27 protein-coding genes, 2 tRNA genes and 1 pseudogene are annotated in these 21,848 nt (G+C 72.7%); 12 read left to right on the top strand and 18 right to left on the bottom strand.

Annotated features, from left to right (window positions below; genetic code table 11):
- Positions 1-45: 45 nt before the first annotated feature.
- Together ACFWBB_RS28155 and ACFWBB_RS28150 are read right to left on the bottom strand one after the other, a co-directional pair.
- On the bottom strand, positions 46-618 hold the full coding sequence (locus tag ACFWBB_RS28155) for a TetR/AcrR family transcriptional regulator (RefSeq protein WP_385277880.1): 573 nt from the start codon (positions 616-618) through the stop codon (positions 46-48).
- Between the two features lie 308 nt (positions 619-926).
- Positions 927-1,003, bottom strand: a tRNA-Pro gene (locus tag ACFWBB_RS28150).
- Between the two features lie 100 nt (positions 1,004-1,103).
- Here ACFWBB_RS28150 and ACFWBB_RS28145 point away from each other — a divergent pair.
- Positions 1,104-1,634 carry a DUF309 domain-containing protein gene (locus ACFWBB_RS28145; RefSeq protein ID WP_385277878.1) on the top strand — a complete coding sequence of 177 codons (531 nt, stop codon included), beginning with the start codon at positions 1,104-1,106 and terminating at the stop codon, positions 1,632-1,634.
- A gap of 42 nt (positions 1,635-1,676) precedes the next feature.
- The gene (gene cobF, locus ACFWBB_RS28140; protein ID WP_385277876.1) at positions 1,677-2,450 is read left to right on the top strand and encodes a precorrin-6A synthase (deacetylating); all 774 of its coding nucleotides are present in this window, start codon (positions 1,677-1,679) and stop codon (positions 2,448-2,450) included.
- Between the two features lie 151 nt (positions 2,451-2,601).
- Here cobF and ACFWBB_RS28135 read toward each other — a convergent pair whose 3' ends face one another.
- Together ACFWBB_RS28135 and ACFWBB_RS28130 are read right to left on the bottom strand one after the other, a co-directional pair.
- Positions 2,602-3,372, bottom strand: a complete 771-nt coding sequence (locus ACFWBB_RS28135; RefSeq protein ID WP_385277874.1) for a sulfite exporter TauE/SafE family protein — start codon at positions 3,370-3,372, stop codon at positions 2,602-2,604.
- Between the two features lie 90 nt (positions 3,373-3,462).
- Positions 3,463-3,687, bottom strand: a pseudogene (locus ACFWBB_RS28130) (3-oxoadipyl-CoA thiolase); the annotation flags it as partial.
- A gap of 97 nt (positions 3,688-3,784) precedes the next feature.
- Here ACFWBB_RS28130 and ACFWBB_RS28125 point away from each other — a divergent pair.
- From ACFWBB_RS28125 to ACFWBB_RS28110, 4 genes are all read left to right on the top strand, one after another.
- Positions 3,785-4,591: an alpha/beta hydrolase gene (locus ACFWBB_RS28125; RefSeq protein ID WP_385277872.1), complete on the top strand. Its 807-nt coding sequence runs from the start codon at positions 3,785-3,787 to the stop codon at positions 4,589-4,591.
- A gap of 55 nt (positions 4,592-4,646) precedes the next feature.
- Positions 4,647-4,898, top strand: a complete 252-nt coding sequence (locus ACFWBB_RS28120) for a WhiB family transcriptional regulator (protein ID WP_385277870.1) — start codon at positions 4,647-4,649, stop codon at positions 4,896-4,898.
- An 88-nt stretch (positions 4,899-4,986) separates the two neighbouring features.
- Positions 4,987-5,469 carry a Dps family protein gene (locus ACFWBB_RS28115; RefSeq protein ID WP_385277868.1) on the top strand — a complete coding sequence of 161 codons (483 nt, stop codon included), beginning with the start codon at positions 4,987-4,989 and terminating at the stop codon, positions 5,467-5,469.
- A gap of 42 nt (positions 5,470-5,511) precedes the next feature.
- Positions 5,512-5,844 (top strand): DUF3140 domain-containing protein, encoded by a 333-nt coding sequence (locus ACFWBB_RS28110; protein WP_385277866.1) that lies wholly within the window; start codon positions 5,512-5,514, stop codon positions 5,842-5,844.
- A gap of 21 nt (positions 5,845-5,865) precedes the next feature.
- Here the strand turns inward: ACFWBB_RS28110 and ACFWBB_RS28105 are convergent, their stop codons facing one another.
- Positions 5,866-7,110 carry an amidohydrolase gene (locus ACFWBB_RS28105; RefSeq protein ID WP_385277864.1) on the bottom strand — a complete coding sequence of 415 codons (1,245 nt, stop codon included), beginning with the start codon at positions 7,108-7,110 and terminating at the stop codon, positions 5,866-5,868.
- Positions 7,111-7,302: 192 nt separating this feature from the next.
- Positions 7,303-8,157 (bottom strand): Cof-type HAD-IIB family hydrolase, encoded by an 855-nt coding sequence (locus ACFWBB_RS28100; protein ID WP_385277862.1) that lies wholly within the window; start codon positions 8,155-8,157, stop codon positions 7,303-7,305.
- Between the two features lie 133 nt (positions 8,158-8,290).
- On the opposite strand from ACFWBB_RS28100, the gene ACFWBB_RS28095 reads away from it, so the two are divergent.
- Genes ACFWBB_RS28095 through ACFWBB_RS28075 form a run of 5 tightly spaced genes read left to right on the top strand, consistent with a single transcriptional unit; the run spans position 8,291 to position 12,650 of the window.
- Complete coding sequence (locus ACFWBB_RS28095; RefSeq protein ID WP_385277860.1) at positions 8,291-9,082, top strand: SAM-dependent methyltransferase; 792 nt, start codon at positions 8,291-8,293, stop codon at positions 9,080-9,082.
- A 43-nt stretch (positions 9,083-9,125) separates the two neighbouring features.
- Positions 9,126-10,529, top strand: coding sequence for a glutamine synthetase (locus tag ACFWBB_RS28090; RefSeq protein ID WP_385277858.1), 1,404 nt, complete (start codon positions 9,126-9,128; stop codon positions 10,527-10,529).
- Between the two features lies 1 nt (position 10,530).
- A complete protein-coding gene (locus tag ACFWBB_RS28085) occupies positions 10,531-11,667 on the top strand; it encodes an amidohydrolase family protein (protein ID WP_385277857.1) in 1,137 nt (378 codons plus the stop codon).
- Positions 11,668-11,682: 15 nt separating this feature from the next.
- Complete coding sequence (locus tag ACFWBB_RS28080) at positions 11,683-12,222, top strand: NUDIX hydrolase family protein (RefSeq protein WP_385277855.1); 540 nt, start codon at positions 11,683-11,685, stop codon at positions 12,220-12,222.
- A 2-nt stretch (positions 12,223-12,224) separates the two neighbouring features.
- Entirely contained in the window at positions 12,225-12,650 is a 426-nt protein-coding gene (locus ACFWBB_RS28075; protein WP_385277853.1) for a (2Fe-2S) ferredoxin domain-containing protein, read from the top strand.
- A 264-nt stretch (positions 12,651-12,914) separates the two neighbouring features.
- On the opposite strand, the gene ACFWBB_RS28070 is transcribed toward ACFWBB_RS28075, so the two are convergent.
- The 8 genes from ACFWBB_RS28070 to tdh form a co-directional block, all read right to left on the bottom strand.
- Positions 12,915-13,652 carry a sigma-70 family RNA polymerase sigma factor gene (locus ACFWBB_RS28070; protein WP_385277851.1) on the bottom strand — a complete coding sequence of 246 codons (738 nt, stop codon included), beginning with the start codon at positions 13,650-13,652 and terminating at the stop codon, positions 12,915-12,917.
- Between the two features lie 193 nt (positions 13,653-13,845).
- A tRNA-Pro gene (locus ACFWBB_RS28065) sits at positions 13,846-13,922 on the bottom strand.
- 104 nt (positions 13,923-14,026) lie between these two features.
- Positions 14,027-14,386 carry an MmcQ/YjbR family DNA-binding protein gene (locus tag ACFWBB_RS28060; RefSeq protein ID WP_385277849.1) on the bottom strand — a complete coding sequence of 120 codons (360 nt, stop codon included), beginning with the start codon at positions 14,384-14,386 and terminating at the stop codon, positions 14,027-14,029.
- Positions 14,387-14,416: 30 nt separating this feature from the next.
- Positions 14,417-14,944 (bottom strand): GNAT family N-acetyltransferase, encoded by a 528-nt coding sequence (locus ACFWBB_RS28055; protein ID WP_385277847.1) that lies wholly within the window; start codon positions 14,942-14,944, stop codon positions 14,417-14,419.
- A complete protein-coding gene (locus tag ACFWBB_RS28050; RefSeq protein WP_385277845.1) occupies positions 14,941-15,576 on the bottom strand; it encodes a helix-turn-helix domain-containing protein in 636 nt (211 codons plus the stop codon). The genes ACFWBB_RS28055 and ACFWBB_RS28050 overlap by 4 nt, the downstream gene beginning before the upstream one ends.
- Positions 15,577-15,637: 61 nt before the next feature.
- Complete coding sequence (locus tag ACFWBB_RS28045; protein WP_385277843.1) at positions 15,638-16,540, bottom strand: LysR family transcriptional regulator; 903 nt, start codon at positions 16,538-16,540, stop codon at positions 15,638-15,640.
- A 72-nt stretch (positions 16,541-16,612) separates the two neighbouring features.
- On the bottom strand, positions 16,613-17,809 hold the full coding sequence (locus ACFWBB_RS28040) for a glycine C-acetyltransferase (RefSeq protein WP_385277841.1): 1,197 nt from the start codon (positions 17,807-17,809) through the stop codon (positions 16,613-16,615).
- A 28-nt stretch (positions 17,810-17,837) separates the two neighbouring features.
- Positions 17,838-18,866 (bottom strand): L-threonine 3-dehydrogenase, encoded by a 1,029-nt coding sequence (tdh, locus tag ACFWBB_RS28035; protein WP_385277839.1) that lies wholly within the window; start codon positions 18,864-18,866, stop codon positions 17,838-17,840.
- Positions 18,867-19,121: 255 nt separating this feature from the next.
- On the opposite strand from tdh, the gene ACFWBB_RS28030 reads away from it, so the two are divergent.
- Positions 19,122-19,727, top strand: coding sequence for a GPP34 family phosphoprotein (locus ACFWBB_RS28030; protein WP_385277837.1), 606 nt, complete (start codon positions 19,122-19,124; stop codon positions 19,725-19,727).
- Between the two features lie 16 nt (positions 19,728-19,743).
- Here the strand turns inward: ACFWBB_RS28030 and ACFWBB_RS28025 are convergent, their stop codons facing one another.
- The 4 genes from ACFWBB_RS28025 to ACFWBB_RS28010 all read right to left on the bottom strand — a co-directional run bounded on the left by ACFWBB_RS28025 (position 19,744) and on the right by ACFWBB_RS28010 (position 21,814).
- A complete protein-coding gene (locus tag ACFWBB_RS28025) occupies positions 19,744-20,316 on the bottom strand; it encodes a GAF domain-containing protein (protein ID WP_385277835.1) in 573 nt (190 codons plus the stop codon).
- A 61-nt stretch (positions 20,317-20,377) separates the two neighbouring features.
- Positions 20,378-21,028, bottom strand: a complete 651-nt coding sequence (locus ACFWBB_RS28020; protein ID WP_385277833.1) for an ATP/GTP-binding protein — start codon at positions 21,026-21,028, stop codon at positions 20,378-20,380.
- On the bottom strand, positions 21,006-21,377 hold the full coding sequence (locus ACFWBB_RS28015) for a DUF742 domain-containing protein (protein ID WP_385277831.1): 372 nt from the start codon (positions 21,375-21,377) through the stop codon (positions 21,006-21,008). Before ACFWBB_RS28015 ends, ACFWBB_RS28020 begins: the two co-directional genes overlap by 23 nt.
- A gap of 2 nt (positions 21,378-21,379) precedes the next feature.
- On the bottom strand, positions 21,380-21,814 hold the full coding sequence (locus tag ACFWBB_RS28010) for a roadblock/LC7 domain-containing protein (protein ID WP_385277829.1): 435 nt from the start codon (positions 21,812-21,814) through the stop codon (positions 21,380-21,382).
- Between the last annotated feature and the right edge of the window lie 34 nt (positions 21,815-21,848).

The raw sequence follows: 21,848 nt of genomic DNA, 5'->3' as shown, positions 1-21,848 counted from the left end.
GACCGCGGTCGGAAAGTGTTCGCTTCGGGAGGAGAGGGCGAGCCTTCAGGAGGAGACGGCGTGCACGATCAGCGACGCGAGCTGTTCGTACGCCTCCGCGTCGGTGAGCCCGGTGCGGGTCTTGAGCTCGCCCTGCTGGATCTGGCGCATCGTCGCGGCGGCGACCTCGCCGACGAAGGCGGTGTGTACCTCGCGGAAGGCACCGTCCGAGACGCCCTCGGCGATCAGCCGGCGCACCCGCTCCGCGGCCATCCGGGTGTTGGCCTCGTAGACCTCGCGGGCGGGCGGGAAGTCCGCCACGTCGTCGAGGAAACGGCGCGAGAGCGGGCGCAGTTGTTCGGCCACGGCGGTCAGGTACGCGCGCACGCGGTCGGAGGGGTCGGCGGTCTGTGCCACCCGCTTCTCGACGGCCTCGGTAGCACCCCGGAAGTAGTGCTTGACCGCCTCGACGACCAGCCCCTGCTTACTGCGGGCGAGTTGGTACAGGGTCGTCTTCGAGCAGCGCAGCCGCTCGGCGAGGTCGTCCAGGGTGAGGTCCGAGAACCCCTCCGCCGTCAGCAGCGCGACGAGGCGTTCCAGCAGGTCGGCCTGTCGGGCGGTACGGCGGGGGGACGGCATGATCCCAGCGTAGCCTCCCCGGTTACTCCCGGGTCACCCGCCGGTCGCCGGTGACCGGCGTCCGCCGCGACCGGGGGAGACCCGGGTCGGCCCGCGGACGGCCGGGCGTTCTGCCCGTTCGGCCGTGCCCTCCGGCTCGAGCGGAAGCACTTCGGCTCAGCCGGGAGTCCTCCGCTTGAAGTGCGCTTCACGCAAGGGCTTTTCCGGACGTGGGGGCCGGCGGCGCCGCCGTGAAGGAAGCCGGGCCCCGGACGCACCGAAGCCGCCTTCCCGATGACGAGAAAGCGGCTTCCGACCCGCCGTGAAGCTGGTCGGGACGACAGGATTTGAACCTGCGACCCCTTGACCCCCAGTCAAGTGCGCTACCAAGCTGCGCCACGTCCCGGTGCGCCCCGCACGGTGTTCGCCGTGTGATCGCGCGAACAGCACTTTACCTCACACCGGGCGGTGCGCCGAAGGGGGCCCGGGCGCGGGACAATCGCCGTATGGACCGTTTGGACAGCACAGGAGGTACGGACGGCGGCCGGACGACCGGTCCCCGGGACCGGGACGGCGAGGGGCGGGCGCGCAACGCCCGGCCGCGGGACGGGCTCGGCCGGCCCCTGCCGTACGGCGCGGACGGGGTGGAGCGGCAGCCCGAGGGCGTCGTCCGCACGCCGGAGGAGACCGTCGTCGAGGCACAGGCCCTGCTGGACGCCGGGAAGCCGTTCCACGCGCACGAGGTCTTCGAGGACGCCTGGAAGTCGGGCCCCGCATCGGAGCGCACCCTGTGGCGCGGGCTCGCACAGCTCGCGGTGGGTCTGACGCACGCGGCCCGGGGGAACCTCACGGGTGGGGTGAGGCTGCTGCGGCGCGGTGCCGGGGCGGTGCTCGAGTGGGCGGCCGACGCGGGAGAGGACCGGCCCTACGCGATAGATCTCGCCGCCCTGGCCCGCTGGGCGCGGGAGCTGGCGGACACCGTGGAGTCGACCGGCGCCGCCGTGGACGCGCGAGCTCTGGCGCCCCGGCTGCGCTGACCCGGCACGGTCACTGTCAGTGGCGTACGGCAGACTCGTGGCGTGCGAAAGATTCATGTCATCGGTATCGGCGCGGGCGACCCCGACCAGCTGACGCTCCAGGCGGTCCGGGCGCTGCGGAGCACGGACGTCTTCTTCGTCCTGGACAAGGGCGAGGTGAAGAGCGATCTGACGCGGTTGCGTCTCGACATGCTGGACACGCACATACCGCACGGTGCGTACCGGGTGGTCGAGGCCCGGGACCCGGAGCGGGACCGAGGGGCCGGCGGCGCGGCCTACTCCCCCGCCGTCGGCGACTGGCGCAGCGCCCGCGCCGGGATCTACGAGCGGCTGATCAGCGAGGAACTCGGCGCGGACGAGACCGGCGCGTTCCTGGTCTGGGGCGACCCGGCGCTGTACGACAGCACGCTGGGCATCCTCCAGGAGGTGCTGGCCCGGGGCACGGTGACCTTCGAGTACGACGTCGTCCCAGGGATCAGCAGCGTCTCGGCGCTCGTCGCCCGGCACCGCACGGGGCTGAACCGGGTGGCGCGTCCGGTGCAGATCACGACAGGCCGGCGGCTCGCGGAGGGCTTCCCGGAGGGGGTGGACGACGTGGTCGTGATGCTGGACGCCCACCAGGCCTTCAGGCGGTACGCCGAGGAGGACGTCGACATCTACTGGGGCGCCTATATAGGGACCCCGGACGAGATCCTCGTCTCCGGTCCGATCGCCGAGGCCGGCCCCCGCATCGAGCGGCTGCGCGCCGAGGCACGCGAGCGCAAGGGCTGGATCATGGACACCTACCTGCTGCGCCGCAACCCGGGGCGGGAGTAGCCGCCCCCGGGCGGCCCGGCCCCGGGTGCGCAGGGGGTGCCGGTGTGATCGTGGCCTCGTGACATCCACCGAGGAGATCGCTCCGGCCGCTGCCCAGCCGCCCGTCCTGGACCCGCGCAGGCGGAAGGGAACCCCTGCCTGGGCGGTACCGCTAGCGCAGCAGCTGGAGGCCGCCCACCACGGTCGCCGCGATCACCAGTCGCTCGAAGAGCCGCTGGTTGATGCGGGGGACCGCCCACTTGCCGAGCAGCGCGCCGGGGACGACGAACGCGACGAGCGCGGCGTCCAGGAGCAGCGAGTCGCCGTCGATGAGTCCGAGGCCCGCGCTGAACGGCACCTTCACGATGTTGACGATCAGGAAGAAGAACGCGGAGGTGCCGAGGAAGCCGAGTTTGCGGAAGCCGGCGGAGAGCAGGTACATCGACATCACCGGGCCGCCGGCGTTGGCGACCATGGTGGTGAAACCGCCGAGGACGCCGTAGCAGCGGGCCTTGATCCGGCCGGCCCGGGTGACCACCGCGTCGGGTTCGTCGCCCGCGTCGGCCGTCCGGCGACGCCACATCGTGACGCCTGCCATCAGCAGCAGGATCGCGCCGATCGAGGTGCGGACGATGCCGTCGTCGGCCCACACCAGGAACACCGTCCCGAAGACCACGCCGGCCGCGACCGCCGGGAACAGCCGCCACAGCGTGGGCCAGTGAGCGTGCCGCCGATAGGTGAGGACGGCCAGGACGTCGCCGGCGATCAGGATCGGCAGCAGGACGCCCGTGGAGGCGCGGGCGGGCAGGATCGCCGCGAAGATCGCGAGGCTGACCGTGTTGGCCCCGCTGACGGCCGTCTTGGAGAAGCCGACGAGCAGGGCCGCGAGGGCGAGCACCGCGAACTCCCAGCCAGTGATGTGCCACAGGTTCATCGTGTTCATGCGGAGACCGATGCTACGCACAGCCATCGGACGGCCAGAAGGGCGTCTCGCCTGGTGGCCGTTCCCGCCGGTTGGCCCGCACCGACGGCGTCAGTGGCGTTCCACCGGTACCGCGCTGCCCTGGCCGACGCCCACGCACATCGTGGCCAGTGCGCGTTCCGCTCCCGTGCGGTGCAGGAGGGTGGTGAGGGTGCGGGCGCCCGAGCAGCCGGGCGGGTGGCCGAGGGCGATGGCACCGCCGCTGGGGTTCACCAGGCCCGGGTCGATGCCGAGCGCGTCGACGCGGGCGAGCGCCTGGGCGGCGAACGCCTCGTTGATGGATTCCGGTCCTCTGAGGGGAACCGGGCCCCTGAAAGGATCCGGGCCCCTGGGAAGATTCCCGGAAGGCTTCACCGACGCAGCTGGAGGGTCGATGACCGAACACGTCCTCACCGGGACCCGGGGCACGGTCGCCGTGCGTGAGTGGTCCTGCCCGAGGCCCCGCTGCCTCGTCCTCCTGGTGCACGGCTACGGCGAGCACGCCGGTCGCTACGCGGAACTCGCCGGTGTCCTGACCGGGCACGGCGCGGCCGTCTTCGCCCCCGACCACATGGGGCACGGGAGGTCGGCGGGCGAACGCGTGGTGATCGAGGACTTCGAGGACGTGGTCACCGATGTGCACGCCGTGGCGCGGCTCGCCCGGGCCACCCACCCGGACCCCGGCCTCCCGCTGATCGTGATCGGGCACTCCATGGGCGGCCTGGTCGCGGCCCGGTACGCCCAGCGGTACGGCGGCACGCTCGCCGCGCTCGTCCTGTCCGGCCCGGTGATCGGCGACTGGGAGCTGCCGGGGCGGCTGCTGGCGCTCGAGGAGATCCCCGACGTCCCCGTCGCTCCCGCCGCCCTCTCCCGTGACCCGGCGGTGGGCGCGGCGTACGCGGCGGACGGACTGGTCTGGCACGGGCCGATGAAGCGGCCGACGCTGGAGGCGTTCGTCCGGACCCTGAAGGCCGTGGCCGACGGCGGCGACCTCGGGCCGCTGCCCCTGCTGTGGCTGCACGGTGCCGACGACCGGCTGGTCCCGTTGCCCGGCAGCCGGACCGGCGTCGAACGGCTGAGCGGGGGCACCCCGACCGAGCGGATCTACCCGGGAGCCCGCCACGAGGTCTTCAACGAGACGAACCGCGCGGAGGTGTTCGCGGAGGTGACGGGCTTCCTGGACGGTGTGCTCGCTTCCTGAGACGGAACCGGGACCGGGCTGTTTGCGGCGGTTCGGCCTGGGCACCCGCGCCCTCATGGAGTGGTTGCGCAGTGCCGCCTGCCTGGGTGAGGACCCTGAGCTGTTCTTCCCCGTGGGCACGACCGGACCCGCCCTGCGGGACATCACGGCGGCCAAACGCGTCTGCGCCCGCTGCACGGTGAGACCCGAGTGTCTGTCCTATGCGCTGGCCATCGGCCGGACCTCGGGCGTGTGGGGCGGGACCGGCGAGGACGAGCGCGCGGAACTGCTCCGTACCGCCGGAAACGACGCGATGAGCACGACGTGACGAACACCGCGCGGCATACACCCCGCGACACACACCGCGCGACGAACACGACGCGCGATGAACACGACGCGATGAGAAGGAGCACCGTATGACTGTCGTGAAGAGCCCCCTGTCCGAACCGGCCCGCCAGGTCACCTTCGAAGCGTTGCAGAGCACCCTCGTGGATCTCCTCGGCCTCTCCCTGATCGGGAAGCAGGCGCACTGGAACATCGTGGGACCCCGGTTCCGCTCGATCCACCTCCAGCTCGACGAGGTGGTGTCGACGACCCGCACCTACGCCGACACCGTCGCGGAGCGCGCGGCGGCGCTGGGCCTGCCGCCCGACGGCCGCCCGGAGACGATCGCCTCGGCGTTCACCCTGCCCTCCCCGAAGGACGGCTGGCTGCGCGACGAGGACGTCGTCCAGCTGATCGCGGAGACCCTGGGGGCGGCCATCGGACGGCTGCGGGAGCGGATCACGGCGACCGAGGAAGCCGATCCGGTCACCCAGGACCTGCTGATCGGCATCACCGCCGAGCTGGAGAAGCAGCGGTGGATGTTCGAGGCGGAGAACTGGCCGCGCGAGAGCTGACCCGCGCAGCAAGCGACCCGCAACGGGAGAAAGGGGCCCGTCATGCCCGACGCCCTCGAACTCGACGCGCTGTGGGAGGACTTCCACCGCGTGGTGAACATGACCTCGCAGGAGCTGGCCGCCTGGCTGCGGGTGCGTGACGCCGACGAGAACGCCGAGCCCCTGCCCGAGGAGGCGGGGACACCCACCGGGCAGCATGTGCTGGCGATACTCCAGAAGCGGCGCACCGACCTGACCGACGACGACGTCCGCGTGATGTACCGGGTCGTGGACACGGTCACCGCGCAGGCGGACCTGGAGAACGAACCGAAGGCCGAGAACACCCGCGGACGCCACCGTCTGATGACGATCGGCCACGATCCGCTCAAGCCGTAGGCCCCGGGATTCCGCCCCGCCTCAGCCGGTGAGCCGGGAGAGCGCCGCCGACACCAGCGTGCGCACTCCCGGCACCAGCACGGACAGGTCCGGCGCGAACAGCGCGCTGTGGTTTCCCGGCACAGCGGCGAACTTCTCCCGCAACTCCTCCCCCGGCGCCGCCTCCCACGCGGGCGCCGGGGTCGAGGTCACGTACCAGTAGTCGTACGGCACGCCCGCCGGGGCGAGCAGGGAGAAGTCCTCACTGCCCATCGCCTGGCCGAAGTCGAACACCGTGTGCTCGCCGAAGAGTTCACGGTGCACCGCGGCGATCTCCCCGTCCAGGGAGGCGTCGTTGACCGTGTTCGGGCAGCCGGGGTGGACCGTGACCTCGGGCGGGACCGGGCAGCCCGCCGCGGCGCACTCCCCCTCGACGACCCGCCGGATCGCGGCGAGGACGCGCTCGCGCACCCGGGCCTCCTGGGTGCGCACGTTCAGCGCGAGCCGGGCCTCGGCGGGGATGATGTTGGATTTCGTACCGGCGTGGAAACTGCCCACCGTCAGCACCGCCGACTCGTTGGCCGCGACCTCGCGCGCGACGACGGTCTGCAGCCTGGTCACGATGTACGCGGCCGTCACGACCGGGTCGACCGTCGACTCGGGTCGCGAACCGTGCCCGCCCACACCGTGCACGACGACGTCGACGTCGTCCGAGGCCGACAGCGTCAGGCCGGGCGTGTGCGGGTAGAACCCGGCGAGCCCGGGTGCCGCATGCTGGCCGAACAGCACGTCGGGGCGCGGGAACCGGGTGTGGATCCCGTCCGCGACCATCGCCGCGGCGCCGCCCCCGGCCTCCTCGGCGGGCTGCCCGACCACGACCAGCGTCCCCGACCAGGTCCCACGGGCGGCGGCGAGCGCCTCGGCGGCGGCCGCCAGCCAGGTGACGTGCAGATCGTGACCGCAGGCGTGCATCACCCCGTCGACGGTCGAGGCGTACGGCAGCCCGGTCGCCTCCCGCACGGGCAGCGCGTCCATGTCCCCGCGCAGCCACACCACCGGCCCGTCGCCGTTCGCGAGCACACCCACGACACCGGTGCGGGCCACCCCCTCGGTCACCGCGTACCCGGCCGCGCGCAGCCGCAGGGCCAGCTTCGCGGCGGTGCGGTGCTCCTGGAAGGACAGCTCGGGGTGGCGGTGCAGGTCCTGGTAGAAGCCCTCCAGATCGCCGGAGTCGAGTCCCGAGGTGATCTCCCGGGCCAGACGGGCGACGACGGCCGGTTCGGTCATACCGGGCAGCCTACGAGAGTGGCCCCGGCGACCGCAGCCGGCGGGCCCGATCGGCCGAACGGCCGAGGAACGGGCGCGTGAACCCTGGCCGTTCGGCCGAGGTGCGCACGGATGCCCGCGGGCGAGGGTGGAGCCACTTCCCCACCCGGCACACCACCAGGAGTTCGCGACGCGGTCCAGGAAGTTCCTGCGTCAGAGGTCCAGCAGGCGGGCGACGGTGCGCAGCACCCCGTTGTCGTTGTTGGACGGCGCGAGGTGGCGGGCCCGGCGGACGACCTCCGGGTGGGCGTTGGCCATGGCGAACGACCAGTCGGCGGCGTCCAGCATCTCCAGGTCGTTGAGGTAGTCGCCGAACACCATGGTCTGCGCGGGCGTGATGCCCAGCTCCCGCTGGAGCGCGCGCAGCGCGGCGCCCTTGTTGGCGGTGCGGTTCATGACGTCGACCCAGTGCTCGCCGGAGACGACGACCTGGTGGGTCCGCGCGAAGGGCGCGAGAGCCGGGGCGGTGGTCTCCGCGGCGGAGCCGAAGTCGAAGAGGGCGACCTTGAGGATGTCGTCGTCGACGGCGGTGACGTCCTCGACGACCCGGTGGCGGACGTAGTACCTGCCCACCTCGGCCAGGAAGGCCTCGTCGGCCCGCTCGACGTAGGCGCACCGCTTCCCGCACACGACGGCGCCCACGTCGGCGCCCCCGGAGGTGAGCCGCCGTACGGTCTCCGTCACCCGGGCGACCGTTTCCGGCTCCAGCGGATCGGAGCTCAGCTCCTCGCCGTCGCGCACCACGTACGTGCCGTTCTCCGCTATGAACACCATCCCGTCGGCGACCTCGGCGAACTCCGCGGCCAGCGTGGCGTACTGGCGTCCGCTCGCCGGGGTGAACAGCACCCCGCGCTCACGCAGCCGCGCCAGCGCCTCCCAGAGGTCCGCCGGGACCTTCTTGTCGTCGTCGAGGAGCGTGCCGTCCATGTCGGTGACGATCAGCCGGATGTCGAGGGGTCCCGTCGCGTGGTCGGACGTGGTCGGACGGGGGGCGTGCGAGTAGGGCATGTCCTGCTTCCTGCTGCGGGGTCACCGGAATTTCACCCTACCGGGGACAACGTTGATCATCCGGCGGCACAATGGCGGACCAGGGCAGGTCCTCAGGGCCCGGAGACGGGCGGATGTGAGAAGGGACGGTCACGTGAGCGGGTCGGCACGGCTGAACACCAGCGTGGCGCACAACGCGCGGGTCTGGAACTACTGGATCGGCGGCAAGGACAACTACGAGGTCGACCAGCGGGTCGGCGAGCACGTCGCCGGGATGTTCCCGCTCATCCGGGACATCGCGCGCGCGGACCGCTGGTTCCTGGGGCAGGCCGTGCGGTTCCTCACCGAGGAGCGCGGGGTGCGGCAGTTCCTCGACATCGGCACCGGACTGCCGACGGCCGACAACACCCATGAGATCGCGCAGCGGGTGGCGCCCGAGTCGCGGATCGTGTACGTCGACAACGACCCCATCGTGCTGGCGCACGCCCGCACGCTGCTGACCGGCACCGCCGAAGGCGTCACCGACTACATCGACGCCGACGTGCACGACCCGGCCCAGATCCTCGAACGCGCGGCGGGCACCCTGGACTTCACCCGCCCGGTCGCGGTGATGATGCTGGGCATCCTGAACTTCGTCCTGGACTTCGAGGCGGCCCGGAACATCGTCCGCGAGGTCATGGCCGACGTCCCCTCCGGCAGCTTCCTGGTCCTGACGCACCCCACCCACGACAGCGAGGTGGGCGGCGAGGGCCAGATCCCGGCGATGAAGTTCTGGAACGAGAACGCCACCCCGCCGATCACCGCACGCGCCGGCGCGGAGATCGCCGCGTTCTTCGAGGGCCTCGAACTGCTGGAGCCGGGCCTGGTGTCCTGCTCGCGCTGGCGCGGCGAGGCCGGCTCCCTCGCGGTGGTGCCGCAGTACGGCGCGGTGGCCGTGAAACCCTGACGGACGCACGGCACGCAACGGACGTACCGACCGTGGAGGACGTATGACCAACCTTGCCGACCCCGTCCCCGGTGGGCGTCCCGGAGACGTCGAGCGGGCCACCGCGCTCGGCGGCGAACTGTCGGCGAGAGGCGTGCACGGGATCGTCCTGGCCTACGTGGACACGGCGGGCGTCGGCCGGGTGAAGACGATCCCCACGGCCGGGCTGGCGTCGGCGGTGGCCTGGGGCGTCGGGATGTCTCCGGTGTTCGACACGTTCCTGGCGAACGACCACATCGTCGCGACCGAGGTGCTGGGCTCCCCGGACGGCGACCTGCGCCTGTACCCGGACCTCGACCGGCTCGTCGCCCTGGCGGGGCAGCCCGGCTGGGCCTGGGCGCCGGTCGACCGGGTCACCCAGGACGGCGAACGGCACCCGGGCTGCTCCCGCACCTTTCTGCGCCGTGTCGTCGCGGACGCGGCCCGCGAGCACGGGCTCACCTTCAAGGCGGGCATCGAGATCGAGTGGTCGGTCGGCCTGGACTCGGCTCCCGCCGGGGAGTTCGTCCCGGCGGCCACGGGACCGGCGTACGGCGCGACCCGGCAGGTCGAACTGAGCGACTACACCGCCGACCTGCTGGCCGCCTGCGCCGCGCAGGGCGTCGACGTCGAGCAGATCCATCCCGAGTACGCGCCCGGCCAGTTCGAGATCTCCGTGGGCGCGCTCGACCCGGTGGCGGCGGCCGACCGCAGCGTCCTCGTCCGCCAGACGATCCGCGCCCTGGCCCGGCGCCACGGCCTGCGGGTGTCCTTCTCCCCCGCCGTCGGGGCGGAAGGGGTCGGCAACGGCGGGCACGTCCATCTCTCCGCCTGGCGGGACGGCATCAACCTGCACGCGGGCGGCGAACGACGGCACGGCATGACGGCCGACGCGGAGGCCTTCGCGGCCGGTGTGCTGGCCCGCCTCCCCGCCCTGACGGCGGTGACCGCGCCGAGCCCGGCGAGCTACCTGCGCCTCAAGCCGTCCCAGTGGGCCGGGGTGTTCACCGCCTGGGGCCTGGAGACCCGCGAGTGCGCGCTGCGTCTGGTACGCGGTACGGCCGGCCGGCGCGCGGAACAGGCGAATCTGGAGGTCAAGCCGGTCGACCTGGCCGCCAACCCGTACCTCGCCCTCGGCTGCCTGATCGCCGCCGGGCTGGACGGGCTCGCCTCGGGCGCCGTGCTGCCCGAGGAGACGGACGGGGATCCGGCCCTGCTCGACGCCGGGGCGGCCACCGCCCGGGGCGTACGCAGGCTGCCGACCTCGCTCGCCGGGGCCGTCGCCGGGTTCCGGGCGGACGAGGTGCTGCGGGCCGCGCTCGGCCCGGTCCTCGCCGACGCGGTGAGCGCCGTACGGCAGGGCGAGATCGACGCCATCGACGGGCTCGACGACGAGCGGGTGGCCGCGGCCTACCGCTGGAAGTACTGAGATGACCGGCGGACCGGTCCACGAGGCCCTCGCCGAGCTGGAGTTGGTGGACCACCACTGCCACGGCGTCGTCACCGACCCGCTGGACCGGCCGGGCTTCGAGGCGCTGCTCACCGAGGGCGAGCGGTGGCCCGGCGTCTCGGCCTTCGACACGCCCGCCGGCGTGGCCGTACGCCGCCACTGCGCGCCGCTGCTCGATCTGGAGCGGCACGCCCCGCCCGACGACTACCTGGCCCGGCGCGCCGAACTGGGCCCGCGGGAGGTGAACCGGCGGTTCCTCGGCGCCGCCCGGACCGGCGTGTTCTGCGTCGACACCGGGTTCGCCCCGCACCGCATCACCACCCCCGCCGAACTGGCGGGGGCCGCCGGCGCGGCGGTCGCCCACGAGGTCGTCCGGCTGGAGTCCGTCGCGGAGGCGGTGGCCGGGCGGGGCGTCGAGGCCGACGGGTACGCCGACGCGTTCCGGGCGGCCGCCCTGGACGCGGTACGGCGGCCGGGAGTGGTGGCGGTCAAGTCGGTGGCCGCCTACCGGACCGGCTTCGCCCTAGACCCGGCCCGGCCCGCGGACACCGACGTCACCCGGGCCGCGCGGCGCTGGCAGGAGCGCGGCGGACGGCTGGAGGATCCGGTGCTGGTCCGGCATCTGCTGTGGACGGCCGTCGACCTGGGGCTCCCCCTCCAGCTGCACACCGGCTTCGGCGACAACGACATCCGGCTGCACCGGGTGGATCCCAGCCTTCTCACGGACTGGCTGCACCTGACGGCGGGCACGATCCCGGTACTGCTCCTGCACTGCTGGCCCTATCAGCGACAGGCCGCCTATCTGGCCGCGGTGTTCGAGCAGGTCTACCTGGACGTGGGGCTCACCCTGCATCATGTGGGTCCCCGGCGAGCGCGGGCGGTCCTGGAGGAGGCGCTGGAGATCACACCGTTCCGCAAACTGCTGTACAGCTCGGACGCCTATGGTGTTGCGGAGTTCTACGGGCTCGGCGCGCTGGCGTTCCGCCGGGGCCTGGGGGATCTGCTCCAGGACCGGGTGGACGCCGACGAACTGGGCCTGCCCGACGCGCTTCGGCTGGCACGCTGGGCCGGAGCGGACAACGCCCGCCGGGTCTACCGGCTTCCCGACGGACACTGAAAGTATGATCAAGCAATGTCTGACTTGACCGAAACCACGCCGGGTTGGCTGAGCTCCGACGAGCTCGAGATGGCACGCGCCCGTATGCCGATCCTGTACGTCGAGGCCGTGCCCGTGCGCGTCGACGACAGCGGCGAAGTCACCAGCGTAGGCCTGCTGCTGCGGATGGGACCGGACGGCAACGTCAACCGGACCCTGGTCTCCGGCCGGGTCCTGCACCACGAGCGGGTCCGGGACGCCCTGCTGCGCCACCTGGAGAAGGACCTCGGTCCGGTGGCGCTGCCCCGGGTACCGACCTCGCTCCAGCCGTTCACGGTGGCCGAGTACTTCCCCACGCAGGGCGTCACCCCGTACCACGACCCCCGTCAGCACGCGGTGTCGCTGGCCTACATCGTGCCGGTGACCGGCGACTGCCGTCCCCGGCAGGACGCGCTGAACCTGGTGTGGTTCAGCCCGCAGGAGGCCGCGTCGCTCGCCGTGCAGAGCGAGATGCCGGGCGGGCACGGGTTCCTGCTGCGGCAGGCTCTGGCCCACGTCGGCCTCTCGGCCTCCTGAGCGTGATACCCCCGCCGGCCGGCCGGCGCGCCCTGGTCGGCGCCGCCCGCGGTCGCCCCTGCACCCTCGTGGTGTGCAGGGGCTGCTGCTGCGGCGACGCCCGCAAGCACCCCGGCTACGACCACGACTGGCAGCTGGCGCGGCTGCGGGCGGCCGCCGCCGACTCCGCCGGGGCCTTCGAGGTCCGTACGACGGACTGTCTCGGCCCGTGCGACCAGGCGAACGTGATCGTCGTCCAGCCCTCGGCCGACGGCCGCCGGGCCGGCGGCCGGGCCACCTGGGTCGGCTTCGCCATGGACGACGACTGCACGGAGGAGATCCTGAGCTGGGCGGCGGCGGGCGGCCCGGGCGTCGCGCCGCCGCCGGTCACGCTGGAGCTCCAGTTCATCAGCCCGCCGCGGGCCGGACGGGTGCGCAGCCGCCGGTGACCTCAGGGGCCGACCAGCGCTGTCAGCAAGGCCGCACGGCGGCAGGTCGAGGTACGTGAGGTCCACAGGGCCGGGGCGCTCCGCTCGTCGGTGCCGACGGCACTGGGCGCGATCGTGTCCCGGGCGGCCGGACCGATCCGTCAGGCCCTCCAGGCCGCTCGTCCCGCCGCCCGGGGCAGCGGCCTGCCGACCGATGGCGGCCCGGGCGGCCGACACCGCGTCATCGGCCTCGCCGGGCGGCGACCGCCCTCGCGGCCGACTCCCTCACCCCCGTCCTGGTCCATCTCGGGCTGGTCCGGCTGACGAAGGTCGATGGACTGCGCGGGCTGCGGCGGCCGTAGGTTCGCCCGCCTCGGTGAGCAGGCCGGCCAGGGTGGCGCGGGCCCGGGCCACGCGTGAGCGGACGGTGCCGACCGGGCAGTCGCTCACCTCGGCGGCCTCCGCGTAGGGCAGGCCCAGCAGTTGGGTCAGCACGAACGCCTCCCGCCGGTCCTCCGGCAGGGCGGCCAGCAGATCCAGCAGGACGACACCGTCGTCGAAGCCGGGCAGCCCGCGCGGCTGGGCCAGCTCGACGGCCCGCTGCCAGTCGGCCTCGTCGGACAGACGCGGGCGGACAGCGGCGGACCGGAAGCTGTCCATCACCGCCCGGCGCGCGATGGACAGCAGCCACACCCGGGCCGAGGAACGCCCCTCGAACCGGTGCAGAGCGCTCAGTGCCCGCAGAAAGGTGTCCTGGGCCAGATCGTCCGCCGCCTGCGGATCGGCGCTCAGATGGGCCACGTACCGCACCACATCGGGGTGCAGGGCGCGCACGAACCCCTCGACGGCGGCCGCGTCCCCGCCCCGCGCGGCCAGCGCCAGCGCGGTCGTCGACTCGTCGGCCGGGGCCGCCTTGCCCGCCCGCTTCCGGTGTCCGGCGCCGCCTGGTGTCCGGTGCTTCCCGGCCTTGGCGCTCTCAGGGAGCCTGCGGTGCTTGTCGGCCCTGCCGTGCCCTGCGGTCATGGCGCCTGATCCTGGCAGCGGGGCCGCGCGCCTCACTCGGGGTTGGGCGAATCCACAGGTAGTCCGGGCGACTCACAGCGGAGACCCGTCAGCGGACGTCACTACCCGTCGCTGCGGGGGGAAACGGCGCGGGAAAACGATGAAGGCCGCTTCCACACCTTCGTGGAAACGACCTTCCGACCTGCGATGAAGCTGGTCGGGACGACAGGATTTGAACCTGCGACCCCTTGACCCCCAGTCAAGTGCGCTACCAAGCTGCGCCACGTCCCGTTGCCCGTCTGACCTGGGGTTTCCCCTGGCCGAACACGCAGGGAAACCATACCGCACTCGGGTCGGTGGTCGCGCACCCGTTTCCCGTGCCCGGGCCGGACACCTCAGTCCCCCTGGGGAGCCCCCAGTCCCGGGTAGGCGTCCAGCAGTCGGGGCGGGGCCGCCTGCCGCCACGAGTCGGCGAGGATGTCACGCAGCTCCTGCTCGTCCTCCACGGCGGCGAGCCGGGCCCGCACCCAGGCGAACTGGGCCTCGTGGTCGGCGATCCAGAACTTCCCGGGCTCGGCGAGCACCAGTTCGTCGCGCTCCTCCTTGGGACAGCGCACGGCGAGGGAGGTCTCCTCCTCGGGCAGTGTGGCGAACATCTTCCCCGCGACCCGGAAGGTGGGCATGCTCCAGGAGATCTTCTCCGTGGTGTCGGGCAGGGACAGGGCGATACGGCGTACGTCTTCGGCGTCCGGCATGCTCCGCACCGTAGCCGCTGCCACTGACAGTCACCCGACGCCGACGTGCTTGTAGTAGAGGGTGGTCGGCCGGAGCATCCCGGCCGGGTTCGCCGCGTAGTCGGGGATCGTCCCGGCCCTGGTCCACCCGGCGGTGCGGTAGAGGTGCTCGGCGGGACTGCCGGTCTCGGTGTCCAGGTGGAGCAGGGTGACGCCGACCGCGGCGGCGGCCTCCTCGGCCGCGGTCAGGAGGGTACGGCCGAGCCCCTTTCCGCGGGCGTCCCGGTGGACCAGCAGCTTGACGAGCTCGGCACGGTGGCGGCTGTTGGGCTTGTCGGGGAAGGCCAGGCCGACGGTGCCGACGACGCGGGGCCCGTCCTTGGCCGCCCATACCGCGAGCCGCCCGGCGGCCACCGCCTCCGCCCTCTCCCGCCACCAGGCGGCGGCCTCCGCCCGGTCGAGCGGGGCGAGGAAACCGAGCGAGGCGCCGCCGTGCACGGTGTCGATCAGCAGGTCGGTCAACTCCGTCACTCGGTCGCGCAGTCGGCGGGCGTCGAGGCGGGCCACGGTCGCGGTCACGGCAGCACCACCGCCAGCACATACCGCACGTCCTCATTGCCCGCGCACCGGAACCGGGTCGGCCCCCAGACCCGCAGGCGCAGACAGTCCCCGGCGTCCAGGTGATGCCCGGTGTCCTCGGCCGTCACCTCGAGGGCGCCCTCCAGTACCCAGATGTGCTGTTCCAGACCGACCACGGGCGGCCGGTCGTAGGCGATGTCGGCGCCCACCGCGAGCCGCCCCTCGACCAGTTCGCCGCGCAGCGCGGGGTGCGGCGGCGACACGGAGCGCCGGACGAATCCGGAGGCCCGGTCCTCCCAGACGGACTGCTCTTCGGCGCGCACCAGCGGCGAGGGTTCCGTCTCCACCTCGCTGAGCAGCCGGGACATGGTCCGCCCGTAGACCTGGCACAGCCGGTTGAGCAGCGAGGCGGTCGGACTGGTCTGCGCCCGCTCGGCCCGCGACAGGGTGGACCGGCTCACCCCGCTGCGCTCCGCCAACTCGTCCAGCGACCAGCCGCGTTCGGCCCGCAACTCGGCCAGCCGTCCGGCGATCCGCGCGTCGACGGGGTCCGGTGACCCGGCTGTCTCCGCCCGGTCCGTCGCGGGTCCGTCGCTTCCGTCCGCCCGGTGCCCGTCCACCTCGTGTCTCATATCAGGGAACCTATCCCGGATATGAGACGACGGGGTTACGGGCCGCTCACTCCCTGCCGGCTCACACTCCGGCGGCCTCGCCGAGCGCCTCCAGCACCGGCCGGATCAGCGGATGCCCCTCCGCTCCCCGGCGGACGGCCGCGAAGACCCTGCGGGTCGGCGCCACACCGTCGACGGGTCGTACCACCACGCCCGTGAGATCCATGCCGCGCAGCGCCGAGCGCGGGACGAGCGCCACGCCCGCCTCGGCCGAGGCCAGGGCGACAACCGCGCGGAAGTCGTCGGAGGAGTGCTCCAGGCGCGGCTGGAAGCCGGCGGACTCGCAGGCCAGGACGACCACGTCATGACACGGGTTGCCCGGGTAGGGGCCGATCCACGGGTCCTTGGCCAGCTCGGCGAGCGGCACCTCGGGGGCGTCGGCGAGGCGGTGGGTGACCGGGACGACCGCGTCGAAGGGCTCGGCGTAGAGCGGGACGTGCGCGAGCCTCGGATCGTCGGCGGCCGGGGCACCGCGGTACTCGACGGCGACGGCGACATCGACCTGCCGGTCGAGCACCATCGGCAGACTGGCGTCGCCCTCCGCGTCCTGGACGCGGATCCGGATCCCGGGGGCGGTGCGGGCGAGCCGGGCCACCGCGGGCGCCACGACCAGGGCGATGCCCGTCGCGAAGGCCGCCACCGTGACGGTGCCGGCCGCTCCGGAACTGTAGGCGGCCAGTTCCGCCTCGGCCCGCTCCAGCTGGGCGAGGACGGCGTTCGTGTGGCCGAGCAGGATCTCCCCGGCGGGGGTGAGCCGTACGCCCTTGGCGCTCCGCTCGACCAGCCGGTGGCCGGTCTCCTGCTCCAGGGCCGTCAGCTGCTGGGAGACGGCGGACGGGGTGAGGTACAGCGCGGCGGCAGCCGCGGTCACCGTGCGGTGGTCGGCCACCGCACGGAGGATGTGGAGCCGCCGCGCTTCGATCATGCATCGATTATCGCAATATGTCCGAGCCGCTCGGACCGCCCCCGGTACGGATCCGCGGGGCCGGGATCGGGCTCAGGCCGCTTCCAGCTCGGCGCGCGCCGCGACGAAGGCGTCGACCGCGCGGTCGACGTCGTCCGTGGAGTGCGCGGCGGAGAGCTGGACGCGGATGCGGGCGCGGTCCTGCGGGACCACCGGGTAGGAGAAGCCGATCACGTACACCCCGCGTTCCAGCAGCAGTTCGGCCAGCCGGCCCGCCTTCGCCGCGTCGCCGATCATCACCGGCGCGATGGCGTGGTCGCCGGGCAGGATGTCGAAGCCCTCGTCCGTCATGCGGCGGCGGAACAGGGCGGTGTTCTCGGCGAGCCGCACGCGAAGGTCGTCGGCGGACTCCAGCAGGTCGAGGACCTTCAGCGAAGCGGCGGCGATGACCGGGGCGAGGGTGTTGGAGAAGAGGTACGGGCGCGAACGCTGGCGGAGCAGGGCGACGATCTCCGCACGGGCGGCCACATAACCGCCGGACGCGCCGCCCAGCGCCTTGCCCAGGGTGCCGGTGATGATGTCGACGCGGTCCATCACTCCGTGCAGCTCGGGGGTGCCGCGGCCGCCGGGACCGACGAAGCCGACCGCGTGCGAGTCGTCCACCATGACCATGGCGTCGTAGCGCTCGGCGAGGTCGCAGATCTCGGCGAGGGGCGCCACATAGCCGTCCATGGAGAACACGCCGTCGGTGACGACCAGTCGGCGACGCGCGTCGGACGCGTCCTTCAACTGCCGTTCCAGATCGGCCAGATCACGGTTGGCGTAGCGGAACCGGCGGGCCTTGGACAGGCGGATCCCGTCGATGATCGAGGCATGGTTGAGAGCGTCGGAGATCACCGCGTCCTCGGGGCCGAGGAGCGTTTCGAAGACGCCTCCGTTGGCGTCGAAGCAGGAGGAGTACAGGATCGTGTCCTCCTGGCCGAGGAAGGCCGAGAGGCGCGCCTCCAGCTCCTTGTGCACCTCCTGCGTACCGCAGATGAAGCGCACGGACGCCATGCCGTAGCCCCAGCGGTCGAGGGCCTCGTGGGCGGCGGCGACCACCTCGGGGTGGTCGGCGAGGCCGAGGTAGTTGTTGGCGCAGAAGTTGAGGACCTCGCCGGGCCGGCCGCCCGAGGTGACGGCGACCGTCGCGGACTGCGGGCTGCCGATGACCCGCTCGGGCTTGTGCAGGCCGGCGGCGCGGATCTCGTCGAGGGTGGCGCGTACGTCGTCGCGCACGGAGTCGAACATGGGGAAGCTCCTAGGGAATGCGGGTGGCTTACGCGGTCCAGTCGAGGATGACCTTGCCGCCGCGGCCGCTCGCCGCGTCGGCGAAGGCCGCTTCGAAGTCGCGGTAGCCGTACCGGCCGGTGATCACGGGGGCGAGGTCGAGGCCGCCCTCCAGCAGCACCGACATCGCGTACCAGGTCTCGAACATCTCGCGGCCGTAGATGCCCTTGATCGTGATCATCGAGGTGACGATCCGGGACCAGTCGACGGGGAACTCCTCGGCGGGCAGTCCCAGCATCGCGATCCGGCCGCCGTGCGTCATGTTGGCGATCATGTCGCGCATCGCCTCGGGCCGGCCGGACATCTCCAGGCCGATGTCGAAGCCCTCGCGCAGCCCCAGCTCACGCTGTCCGTCGGCGATGGACGCCTGCGACACGTTCAGCGCGAGGCTCGCACCGATCTTGCGGGCCAGCTCCAGCCGTTCCTCGCTGACGTCGGTGACGACGACGTTGCGGGCGCCGGCGTGCCGGGCGACGGCGGCGGCCATCAGCCCGATCGGTCCGGCACCGGTGATCAGGACGTCCTCGCCGACGAGCGGGAAGGACAGCGCGGTGTGGACGGCGTTGCCGAACGGGTCGAAGATCGCGGCCACGTCGAGGTCGACGGGGATCCGGTGCACCCACACGTTGGACGCGGGCAGGGCGACGTACTCCGCGAAGGCGCCGTCGCGGCCGACGCCGAGCCCGACGGTGGCCCGGCACAGGTGGCGGCGCCCGGCGAGGCAGTTGCGGCACTTGCCGCAGACGAGGTGTCCCTCGCCGCTGACCCGGTCGCCCACCTGGATGTCGGCGACGTCCCGGCCGGTCCCGACGACCTCGCCGACGAACTCGTGCCCGAGCACGAGCGGGGTGCGGATCGTCTGCCGCGCCCAGCCGTCCCAGGACCGGATGTGCAGATCGGTGCCGCAGATGCCGGTGCGCAGCACCCTGATCAGTACGTCGCCGGGCCCGACGGCCGGCTCGGGGACGTCCGCGAGCCACAGCCCGGGCTCCGCCTTCTCCTTGACCAGCGCCTTCACGCTACGGCTCCTGTGGTGAGGGCCCGGGCGCGAGCAGCCCGAAAGGGCCCCGCGTCCGGGAAGACATGTGGATTCGCCCAGCAATCTGCCGCACTTCACCCGGCCGGGTCCATCGAGCTTTTCTTAAGCGCGGCCACAGCTCCGCTTCACACGGGTGGCCCCGGTCAGCCGCAACGGCTTCCCGCACACCACGGTGGGGCGTGTCACCCTGGACCGCAACCCTCGCAAGGCCGGCCGACTGACGTGGAGCCCCTGATGACCACAGCACGGGACCTGATGCTCGTCGCGATGGACGTGAAGCCCGTGCGCCCCGTCGGGCAGGGCGATCTGTCGCTCGCCCTCGCGGGCGCCGAGGTGATCGATCTCGTGGACGCCGGGGCGGTGGCCCTCGACGGCGATCTCCTTGTGCCCGGCCCGCCGCCCGCGCCGGACGATCGGCTTCTGGCCGATGCCGTGTCGTCGCTCGTCCGGGTGACGCCGTACGAGTCGGTCGAGGACTGGCTGTGGCGCCGCGGGCAGGGCCTGGCCGCGGCCTACGCCGCCCGGCTGGAGGCGGACGGGCTGGTCGGCCGCCCACGCCACCGCAGGCTGCCCTTCCGGTCCGCGGGGACCGAGCCGCTCGACTCACCGGCCCGTCGCCGGGCCACCGAGCGCTGGGAGGCGGAGGAGCCGGTGCTCGCCGTGCTGGCCGCCGCCGTCGGTCTCCGCGAGGAGCCGGCCGACGGCTTCCCCGATCTCCCCGGCGACGCGGTCGGGACGGTCCTGGCGGTGGTCGGTGACGCCGTGACGGAACTGGAGGCCGTACGACAGCGGCGGTCCATCGAGGACGCGGCCTTCGACAACATCTGGCGGGCCCCCTGACGGGCGTACGCCGGCCTCACGGCACGGGGAAATGCCCGGCCTCGCGCCGTTGCAGCTGTCCGGCGAGTTCGGCGGCCGTCGACTTGATGGTCTCCAGACCGGCCCTGCCCCAGGGCCGGGGCGTGAGGTCGGCGACGCACACCGTGCCGAGCACCATGCCGCCGGTGTCGATGAGGGGGGCACCCAGGTAGGAGCGGATGCCGTACTCGTCGACGACCGGGTTGCCCGCGAAGCGCGGGTAGTCGCCCACGTCCTCCAGGACCAGCGCCTTGCGCCGTACGACGACGTGCGGGCAGTAGCCGTAGTCGCGGGGCAGCCGGCGGCCCACCTCGGGCTTGCCGCCGCGGGCGGCCCGGCCACCCTGAGGGGTGTGCAGCCCGGCGAAGAACTGCCGTTCCTCGTCAAGGAAGTTGACCATGGCGTAAGGCGCTCCGGCCACTTCGGCGAGACGGTCCGCGAAGGCGTCCAGGGCGGGCTCCGGCTGTTCGCCGAGACCGAGCCGGCGCAGCCGCCGGGCACGGGCGGGAGCTTCCCTGTCCTCCGGGGTGAGCAGCAGACGTCCGGCCGGGCGCGGCGGGTCGTAACTCATGGCCTGGCTCCGTCGCTGTGGACGTACGTCATATGCGGCTCCGGGGGGTTGGGTGCGGGGATCACATGTGGGCGCCGCGGCTCGGCTGGGGTGCGGCCGGGGCGTGGGCGATGAGGTGTTTGACGAGGGTGAGGAGGGTCTGGACCCCGGAGGCGGAGATACGGGCGTCGCAGCGCACGACGGGGACGTCCGGGGCGAGGTCGATGGCGGCGCGCACCTCCTCGGGGTTGTAGCGGTGGGATCCGTCGAACTCGTTGATGGCGATGATGAAGGCGAGTCCTCGTTCCTCGAAGAAGTCGACGGCCGCGAAGCACTCCTCGAGGCGGCGGGTGTCGGCGAGGATGACCGCGCCGAGGGCGCCCTCGGAGAGTTCGTCCCACATGAACCAGAACCGCTCCTGGCCGGGGGTGCCGAACAGGTAGAGGACGTGGCTCGGGTCGAGGGTGATGCGGCCGAAGTCCATGGCGACGGTCGTCTCGACCTTGTTCTCGATGCCGTCGAGGTTGTCGGTGGCGGCGCTGACCGTGGTGAGCAGTTCCTCCGTGCTGAGCGGCGCGATCTCGCTGACGGCGCCGACGAAGGTCGTCTTGCCGACCCCGAAACCGCCCGCGACCAGGATCTTCAGAGCTGTGGGAAAGGGGTCTGAGCCGCCGCCGTCATAGGCGCCGTGCTCGCCGTGCTCGTCGTACTCAGAGCTGTCGTCGTAGTCCATCGAGCACTGCCTCCAGAAGGGCCCGGTCGGTGGGGATGTGGTGGTACTCGGGGGGCTTGGTGGTCAGCGCCCCGCAGTCGAGGAGGTCCGACAGCAGCACCTTGGTGACCGCCGCCGGGAGCTTCAGATGGGCCGCGATCTCCGCCACCGACACGGGAGCGCGGGTCAGGTGCAGCGCCGTCGCGTGTTCCGGTCCCAGGTAGCCGAGGGGGGTCGCCCCGGTGGCCATCACCTGTGACATCAGATCGAGGGCGACGCTGGGTCTGGTCCGGCCGTTGCTGACCGTGAAAGGGCGCACCAGCCGTCCGGCCGCGTCGTCGAGCCAGGGCCCGTCGCCGGCCGCCGCCACCCTCAAGGCCCCATCACCGACGGTTCGACGGCGTGCTGCCGGGGCGCGGTCATGAGGTACGGCCGGACGCTCTTGACGAGCATCGACATCTCGTACCCGAGCACGGCCGCGTCGGCCTCACGCCCGGCGAGCACCGCGAGACACGCGCCCGATCCGGCGGTGGTGACGAAGAGGAGCGTCGAGTCGAGTTCGACGACGACCTGCCGCACGTCCCCGCCGTCGCCGAACCGCACGCCGGCGCTGCGGCCCAGGGAGTACAGGCCGGAGGCCAGGGCCGCCATGTGGTCGGCGCTGTCGGGGTCGAGGCCGTGGACCGACTTCACGAGGCCGTCGCAGGAGAGCAGCACCGCGCTCATCGTGTGCGGTACGCGCTGCACGAGGCCGCTCATCAGCCAGTCGAGATCGGATACATGGCCGGTCGGCGCATCGCTCGCCATGGTGGATCGACTCCTTGGGGTACGAAGGTCTGCG

Origin of the sequence: Streptomyces sp. NPDC060000, from assembly GCF_042737375.1 — a bacterium.
Taxonomy (GTDB): domain Bacteria; phylum Actinomycetota; class Actinomycetes; order Streptomycetales; family Streptomycetaceae; genus Streptomyces.
Note: the sequence above shows the minus strand (reverse complement) of the source record. Positions and strands in the feature narration are given on the sequence as shown.

Coding starts and splice junctions, on each gene's coding strand:
- ACFWBB_RS28050 (WP_385277845.1), bottom strand. CDS start 15,576: ATGAGACACGAGGTGGACGGGCACCGGGCGGACGGAAGCGACGGACCC.
- ACFWBB_RS28125 (WP_385277872.1), top strand. CDS start 3,785: ATGACCGAACACGTCCTCACCGGGACCCGGGGCACGGTCGCCGTGCGT.
- ACFWBB_RS28135 (WP_385277874.1), bottom strand. CDS start 3,372: ATGAACACGATGAACCTGTGGCACATCACTGGCTGGGAGTTCGCGGTG.
- ACFWBB_RS28110 (WP_385277866.1), top strand. CDS start 5,512: ATGCCCGACGCCCTCGAACTCGACGCGCTGTGGGAGGACTTCCACCGC.
- ACFWBB_RS28105 (WP_385277864.1), bottom strand. CDS start 7,110: ATGACCGAACCGGCCGTCGTCGCCCGTCTGGCCCGGGAGATCACCTCG.
- ACFWBB_RS28085 (WP_385277857.1), top strand. CDS start 10,531: ATGACCGGCGGACCGGTCCACGAGGCCCTCGCCGAGCTGGAGTTGGTG.
- ACFWBB_RS28030 (WP_385277837.1), top strand. CDS start 19,122: ATGACCACAGCACGGGACCTGATGCTCGTCGCGATGGACGTGAAGCCC.
- ACFWBB_RS28115 (WP_385277868.1), top strand. CDS start 4,987: ATGACTGTCGTGAAGAGCCCCCTGTCCGAACCGGCCCGCCAGGTCACC.
- ACFWBB_RS28040 (WP_385277841.1), bottom strand. CDS start 17,809: ATGTTCGACTCCGTGCGCGACGACGTACGCGCCACCCTCGACGAGATC.
- ACFWBB_RS28045 (WP_385277843.1), bottom strand. CDS start 16,540: ATGATCGAAGCGCGGCGGCTCCACATCCTCCGTGCGGTGGCCGACCAC.
- ACFWBB_RS28145 (WP_385277878.1), top strand. CDS start 1,104: ATGGACCGTTTGGACAGCACAGGAGGTACGGACGGCGGCCGGACGACC.
- ACFWBB_RS28010 (WP_385277829.1), bottom strand. CDS start 21,814: ATGGCGAGCGATGCGCCGACCGGCCATGTATCCGATCTCGACTGGCTG.
- ACFWBB_RS28100 (WP_385277862.1), bottom strand. CDS start 8,157: ATGCCCTACTCGCACGCCCCCCGTCCGACCACGTCCGACCACGCGACG.
- ACFWBB_RS28120 (WP_385277870.1), top strand. CDS start 4,647: ATGGAGTGGTTGCGCAGTGCCGCCTGCCTGGGTGAGGACCCTGAGCTG.
- ACFWBB_RS28070 (WP_385277851.1), bottom strand. CDS start 13,652: ATGACCGCAGGGCACGGCAGGGCCGACAAGCACCGCAGGCTCCCTGAG.
- ACFWBB_RS28090 (WP_385277858.1), top strand. CDS start 9,126: ATGACCAACCTTGCCGACCCCGTCCCCGGTGGGCGTCCCGGAGACGTC.
- ACFWBB_RS28080 (WP_385277855.1), top strand. CDS start 11,683: ATGTCTGACTTGACCGAAACCACGCCGGGTTGGCTGAGCTCCGACGAG.
- ACFWBB_RS28060 (WP_385277849.1), bottom strand. CDS start 14,386: ATGCCGGACGCCGAAGACGTACGCCGTATCGCCCTGTCCCTGCCCGAC.
- ACFWBB_RS28155 (WP_385277880.1), bottom strand. CDS start 618: ATGCCGTCCCCCCGCCGTACCGCCCGACAGGCCGACCTGCTGGAACGC.
- ACFWBB_RS28025 (WP_385277835.1), bottom strand. CDS start 20,316: ATGAGTTACGACCCGCCGCGCCCGGCCGGACGTCTGCTGCTCACCCCG.
- ACFWBB_RS28020 (WP_385277833.1), bottom strand. CDS start 21,028: ATGGACTACGACGACAGCTCTGAGTACGACGAGCACGGCGAGCACGGC.